Source organism: Nostocoides sp. (genome assembly GCF_035343835.1).
Taxonomy (GTDB): domain Bacteria; phylum Actinomycetota; class Actinomycetes; order Actinomycetales; family Dermatophilaceae; genus Nostocoides_A; species Nostocoides_A vanveenii.
In genome coordinates, this window is the sequence record NZ_DAOQZV010000152.1 from 1 (window position 1) to 6,474 (window position 6,474).

General features: G+C 70.4%; 7 protein-coding genes. All 7 read right to left on the reverse strand.

Features of this window, described 5'->3' with window-relative positions; translation table 11 throughout:
- Positions 1 to 1,200 (reverse strand): MFS transporter (locus PKH97_RS11160; protein ID WP_324387508.1); only part of this gene is annotated, 1,200 nt, incomplete at its 3' end.
- A gap of 154 nt (positions 1,201 to 1,354) precedes the next feature.
- Positions 1,355 to 1,852: a MarR family winged helix-turn-helix transcriptional regulator gene (locus tag PKH97_RS11165; RefSeq protein WP_324387509.1), complete on the reverse strand. Its 498-nt coding sequence runs from the start codon at positions 1,850 to 1,852 to the stop codon at positions 1,355 to 1,357.
- Positions 1,853 to 1,959: 107 nt separating this feature from the next.
- Positions 1,960 to 2,382 (reverse strand): nucleoside-diphosphate kinase, encoded by a 423-nt coding sequence (gene ndk, locus PKH97_RS11170; protein ID WP_324387511.1) that lies wholly within the window; start codon positions 2,380 to 2,382, stop codon positions 1,960 to 1,962.
- 10 nt (positions 2,383 to 2,392) lie between these two features.
- Complete coding sequence (locus tag PKH97_RS11175; protein WP_324387512.1) at positions 2,393 to 2,806, reverse strand: DUF4233 domain-containing protein; 414 nt, start codon at positions 2,804 to 2,806, stop codon at positions 2,393 to 2,395.
- A complete protein-coding gene (locus PKH97_RS11180) occupies positions 2,803 to 3,834 on the reverse strand; it encodes an aldo/keto reductase (RefSeq protein ID WP_324387513.1) in 1,032 nt (343 codons plus the stop codon). Before PKH97_RS11180 ends, PKH97_RS11175 begins: the two co-directional genes overlap by 4 nt.
- 30 nt (positions 3,835 to 3,864) lie before the next feature.
- Positions 3,865 to 5,253, reverse strand: a complete 1,389-nt coding sequence (locus PKH97_RS11185; RefSeq protein WP_324387514.1) for a Mur ligase family protein — start codon at positions 5,251 to 5,253, stop codon at positions 3,865 to 3,867.
- Between the two features lie 288 nt (positions 5,254 to 5,541).
- A partial coding sequence (locus PKH97_RS11190) for an ABC transporter permease (protein WP_324387515.1) occupies positions 5,542 to 6,474 on the reverse strand: 933 nt, incomplete at its 5' end.

The following is a 6,474-nucleotide window of genomic DNA, read 5'->3' on the forward strand; positions in this document are numbered from 1 at the left end:
GGCGCCGGCGAGCAGGCCGCGCAGCCGCCACGCGGCTGCGACCGCGACCACCGAGATCGCGATGTGCAGAACGAGGAAGCTGCCCGTCAGCCCGGCGCCGAGCAGGACGCCCGCAACCAGCGGACCCACCGCGGAGATGCCCGTCTGCAGGGCGGTGAACACCCCGAGCGTGGTCCCGACCATGCCCTCGGGCGCGAGCGACGCGGTCAGCGGCGACAGGATCGGCGCATACATCGTCTCGCCGACCGCGAAGACGGCGAAGGTGGTCACGAAGATCGCGCTAGCCAACTCCGGGCTCAGGCGGGCCGCGGCGAGCATCAGCCAGCCGAGCGTCCAGATGCCGCCGACAATGGTGAGCAGCAGGGGTGCGCTACGGCGTGCAGTCAGGCGGACGACCACCATCTGTAGCGCGATGATGACCACGGAGTTGACCGCGGCGGCCGTCCCCACGGTGCGGGGACTGACCTGCAGACTTGTCAGGGCATACGCCGGCAGGCCGCTTTCGAACTGGGCATAGAAGCCCAACGCCAAGGCCACGGTCACAACCGCCGCCCAGCGCAGCGCGGGCACGGCCCAAATGGCCCGGAGAGCCGCAAGGCCCCCGACCTCCGGTGCCGGGTCCTCGCCGAGTTCGCATGCCGTGGCCGCCGGAGCGCGGTAGCCGGCCGCCGCGATGAGCAGCGCGGAAATCGCGAAACCGGCCGCCGCAGTGGCGAAGGCCAGGCGCATTCCGTCTGGCCGCGTCAGGTCGACGACATAGCCCGCGGCGAAGGCGCCGAGCGCCATGCCCAATGCGCCACCGGTGAACAGCCACGCGAACACGCGCCGCCGGTCGGTGTCACCGACCCAGCGCAGCACGAGCACGGCCTGTGGCGCCGTCGCCGCCGTAATGCCGGCGCCGAAGGCAAACATGCCGAAGAGGAAGGCCGCCGGCGAGTTGGCGAACACCAACCCGACCATGGCCAGCACGGCGAGTAGCTTCGAGACGACCGCAACCCGCACCGGATCGAAGCGATCCGCGAGCCGCCCGCCGACCGGCGCAGCAATGAGTGCACCGACCGAGAAGAGCGTCGAGGCGCCGGCCGCGACGAGACCGCCCCAGCCGCGGGCGGACGCGGCATACGCATATTGGTAGGGCAGCACAGCACCCCAGCCGAGCATGGCAACGGCAGCGGCGAGAACGAGCAGGCGGGCACGCATAGCAAGATCAACATAACTTCGAGGGCGAATATTTCGAACTCGAAATGTTACCTCACGCGTCGTGTGGGCGCTACCAGCTTGTCGATCAGCGAGCCATGCCGCCCGACAACCACCGGCGCGACCCTGGGCCGGCCGAGCCGCGCGCCAACCCGGCTCAGAGCGCGTCGAGGCCCGAGATCACGATCTCCAGCAGGTCCGCGAGCTGGGTGCGCTGATCGCGGCTCAGCGAGCCGAGCGCATCGGACTCCACGACATCCGACTCCCGGATCGCCGAAGCGAACAGCTCCCAGCCGGCGTCGGTCATCGTCACCAGCACGCGCGTGCGGTTGGCCTGGTCGGGCCGGCGTTCGAGCAACCCGCGCCCACACATCCGGTCGAGCCGCGCGGTCATCGACGACGGGGCGACCTGTGCCGCGTCGGCGAGTCGAGAGGGCGTCTCGGGTCCCCCGTCGCGTTGCGCGAGGTGCGCCAGCACCGCCCAGTCGCCGTGGGAGATCGCCAGGTCCGCGAGCTGGCGGTCATACCACTGGTCGAGGCGCTTGGTCACCCCGAAGATCGCGGTGATCACCCGCTGAACCGACTCCTCGCCACCCGCCGCGACATAGGCCGCGACGGCGGCTTGGTACTCCTCGCGGGCGCTCGCGCTGCTCATCTCCCCATCGTCGCAGGTTGCCCAGGCCCCCCGCCCGCCGCGGAGCGGCGCCTGCCCCTATTGCGGTATGCCGTTGCTCCGCCCACGCTGGGTGCGCACCAGTGTGGTTAGCCCAGCCCGGGGAACCAGATCGCGATCTCGCGAGCAGCCGACTGCGGCGAGTCGGAGCCGTGGACGATGTTCTCCTGCACCGGATTGCCCCAGTCGCGGCCGAAGTCGCCGCGGATGCTGCCGGGTGCGGCCTTGGTGGGGTCGGTTGCACCCGCGAGGCTGCGGAAGCCGGCAATGCACTGTTCGCCCTCGATGACCACGGCGGTCACCGGCCCGGAGGACATGAAGGCCACGAGTGGCTCGTAGAAGGGCTTGCCGTCGTGCTCGGCGTAGTGTTCGGCGAGCATCTCGCGCGTCGGGGTCAGCACGGACAACGCCGCGAGGCGATAGCCCTTGCGCTCGATGCGCTCCAGCACGGCACCGGTGAGGCCCCGGGCGAATCCGTCGGGCTTGATCAGGACGAGGCTGCGTTCGGTCACGCGGGTCAGCCTAGCGAGCGGCGCGACGCGCCGAGAGCTGCCCCGTGTCGATCTGGATGCCCTTACGCAGGCACGCGAGCCACATCGCCAGGAACAGGGCGGCAACCCACATCATCATCGGGACGAAGATCGCGCTCACGAGCGTCAACGCCTGGGCCAGCCACCCGAGTTGCAGGCCCCAGCCGCGGCGCATCCCGCCGGCGGCCGCGAAACAGAGCAGGCCGAGCCCGATCATCGACCACAACCGCAGCTGGCTGTTGCCCTCACCGCTGGTCGCCGACAGCGACCGGGCGAGAGCGGCGCCGAGCAGGATGCTCAGGCCTTGGCCACCGAGCACCGTCGCGAGCATCCGCCAGGTGAAGGTCCCGAGCGGACCACGCCACCACGAGACGGGCTGCGTGGGGGCAACTGGGGCGGGCGTCATACGGGAACATTAACTTCCGGTGGTTCGTGCCCGACCACCGCAGCCGGGCCAGATTGTGCCGCCACTTCGGTGGCGACGGGGAAAAGTTGGTCGATCGCCGTGACCAACTCAGCCGGCAGGCCCACCTGCGCCGCAGCGGCGTTCTGGCTCACCTGCTCGGGTGTCGTGGCACCGGCAATCACGCTGGTCACGCCCGGCCGGGCAAGCAGCCAGGCAATCGTGACCTGCCCCATCGGCGCGCCGGCGACCCGGCAGATCTGCTCGTACGCCGCGAGCCGGTCCCAGTCGGCGCTCGCCAGGATCTCGGGTTTGTCCTGGACCAAGCGTCCCCGGTCGGGTCGCGTCGTGCGGCCGTACTTGCCGGTCAGCAGGCCGTTGGCGAGAGGGAAGAAGGGCAGGAAGCCGATGCCTAGCCGACGCACGGTGGGGAGCAGGTCGGTCTCGGCCGAGCGCGCGAGCAGGTTGAGCTCGTTCTGGGCACTGACGAACCGCGGTATGCCGAGGCGCACCGCTGCGTCGTCGGCCGCCTCCGATTGCTGCGCGGTGAAGTTGCTGTGCCCGAGGTAGCGGACCTTGCCGGCGTCGACGAGCTCGGCGAGGGCCCCGAGGGTCTCCTCGATCGGGACGCTGGGGTCGGGCTCGTGCTGCTGGAAGATGTCGAGATAGTCCGTGCGCAGCCGGGTCAGCGAGGCGTCGCAGGCGTTGCGGACATACCGTGCGCCGCCCTTTGGGCCCCAGGATTCGGTGCCGGGCACGGCATACGCCGAATGGCCGAACTTGGTGGCGATGACGACGCGATCGCGTCGTCCCACGAGGGCCTGTCCCATGAGCGATTCGCTCGCGGTGGCCGGCGACCCGTAGATGTCGGCGGTGTCGAAAAGCGTGATACCTGCCTCGATCGCGGCATCGATGACAGCCCGGGTGCCGGCCAAGCTCTCGGTCGCCCGCCCGGTGCGGCTGATATTGTTGCAGCCCAGTCCGATCGCGCTCACGAATGGTCCGCCATGGCCGAGCTGACGTTGTTCCACCAGGTCAGGGTAGCCGGATGGCCCAGCCGCTCAGCCGGTGGTCACACCCAACAGCAGGCGCACGTCGGCGATCGTGGTGATCGATCCGGTGGCGACCACTCCCCCGCCGACGCCGCCCTCGTCGGCCAATTCGGCGGCCCGGTCCAGTGCGGTCGGCAGGTGCTCGACCACAGTCACCCGGTGCTCGCCGAAGATGTCCGCAGCCAGCGCCCCCAGGGCATCGGGCGCCATCGCGCGCCGCGAGGTCGAACGCGTGACGACCACCTCGTCGAGCACGGGTTCGAGGGCTTCGAGGATGGCGACCGCGTCCTTATCGCCGAGGATGCCGACAAGTCCGACCAGTTTGACGAAGGCGAACTCCTCGGTCAGGGCCGCCGCGAGGGCCTGCGCCCCGGCCGGGTTGTGCGCGGCGTCCACGAGCACCGTCGGCGAGCGCCGGACGATTTCCAACCGGCCCGGCGAGGTGACCTCGGCAAAGGCTTCACGCACGACGTCCATTGACAGTGGCTGTTCACCACCACCGATGAACGCCTCGGTCGCGGCGAGAGCCATCGCGGCGTTGTGCGCCTGGTGCGCGCCGTGCAGATTGAGGAAGAGGTCGGGGTAGTCACCCGCGAGCCCGCGGATGCTGACCTGCTGCCCGCCGACCGCGACCTCGCGCCCGAGGACGCCGAAGTCATTTCCCTCGTATGCCGTTCGCGCCCCTGCCTCCTCGGCCCGCTCCTGAAGGATGGGCACGACCTCCGGCTCCTGGATCCCGATGATTGTCAGGGCGTCGGCCTTGATGATCCCCGCCTTCTCGTGGGCGATCGCTTCGATGGTGTCGCCGAGGAAGTGCGCGTGATCCATGGCGACCGGCGCGATGACGGCGACCTGGCCGTCGACGACATTCGTGGCGTCCCAGCCACCCCCCATACCGACCTCGACGACGGCGACGTCGACGGGCGCATCGGCGAACGCGGCATACGCGATGGCGACGAGCACCTCGAAATAGGTCATGCGCGGGCCGCCCTCGGCCTGCGAGCGAGCGTCGACGATCTCGATGATGGGGAGCACTTCGTCATACGCCTCGAGAAAGCGTTCGACGTCGATGGGCTGGCCGGCGATGGCGATGCGTTCGCGCATCGTATGCAGGTGCGGGGAAGTGAAGCGCCCGACCGTCAAGCCGCTGGTGGTCAGCAGTTGCGCGACCAGCCGGGCCGTCGTGGTCTTGCCATTGGTGCCGGTGATGTGAACGACCGGGAAGGTGCGTTGAGGGTCGCCGAGCAACTCCATGACCGCGCTGATGCGCGTCAGGTCGGGCTCGAGGTCGTGCTCGGGGGCGCGGGCGAGGATGGCCTGCTCGGCCTCGCGCATCCGCTTGGTGAGGTCGAGTTTGCGCGCGGCTTCGCGCTGGGCGGCGTCGGGGGCGGGGCTCACCCCCTAAGTCTGCCGTGCCGAGAGCCCGAGGCGAGGCCGCGCTCGGTCCGGTCAGGCGGGGGCCACCGAGAATCGCAGCCTTTGGCGAGCGTTGCATGACGTGTCGACCGTTGCCTAGCTAGATCCCTGCACGCGTCGACAAACCCTGCAAGAACCGCCAAACGCTGCCACTCTCGAGCGATTGACGACCGCGACGTTCACCCCGTCCGTCCTCGCTAGACGCCTAGTCCTCGGCGAGAACGAAGGCCGTGCCCAGATCGCGAAGCCGGCGGGCGGGGATGAGCGCGATCAGGGCGGCGCCGACGACGGCCAGTCCGCCGGCTCCCACAATCGCCAGCGCCATCGGGCGGTGGCGCCCCCGAAGGCAGATTCGACAAACCACCAGGCCAGGCCGGCACCAAGCGCCGCCCTCGCGAGCGCCACCAAGGCTGCGTGCGTGACGACCAGCCGGGCGATGGTTGCCTCGGTCCAGCCGATCGCCCGCAACCCGGCGAACTCGGTCGCTCGCTCGCGGATCTCGGTCCCGATCAGATGCGCGATACCCACACCGGCGAGGGCTGCAGTGCCGAGAACGGCCGCGACATCGGGCGCCCGCACCTCGACGGCGACCGCATCGCCGAGCAGGGTGCCCACCGCCCGGCCGTGAAGCTGTGCCTGGATCGCCAGGAGTGCGCCCAGCCCGGCCGTCGCAACGAGCACACCCAGCAGGCCCGCGACAGCCCGCCCAGGTGCCGCCACCACCGATCGGGTCGCGAGCCCGGTGACCGACCGCACGCGGCGCGGCACGCGAGCACCCGCTCGTGACAGCGGCGCCCGGGTCGCCGAGAGCGGGGAGATCCGACTGGCATAGACCGCCGGGGGGAGCGCCGTGAGCAAGGCGACGCCGAAAGCGACGGGCGGCGCGAGGGCGACGGTGCGCCATACGTCCGCGTTGGTGAAGACCTCGCGCAGCGCCGCGCTGCGCTGCCCGCCGGCGACTCCCGAGCCGGCCAGGAGCACGCGCACGACAACGGCCAGCACCAAGCCGGCGAGTCCGGCACCGACGGCGGCGGAGAGCACGGGGACGAGCACATGACGCAGCACCGCGAGCCGGGTCCAGCCGACCGCGCGGGCTGTCCCTATCTCGCGTCGGCGCGCGCGGACGCTCGCGAAGACGGCATTGGCGACCACCAGACCGCTCGCCGCGAGGACCACCCAGTTCAACAGCAGCGACTTGCGGTC

Coding starts and splice junctions, on each gene's coding strand:
- PKH97_RS11165 (WP_324387509.1), bottom strand. CDS start 1,852: ATGAGCAGCGCGAGCGCCCGCGAGGAGTACCAAGCCGCCGTCGCGGCC.
- PKH97_RS11175 (WP_324387512.1), bottom strand. CDS start 2,806: ATGACGCCCGCCCCAGTTGCCCCCACGCAGCCCGTCTCGTGGTGGCGT.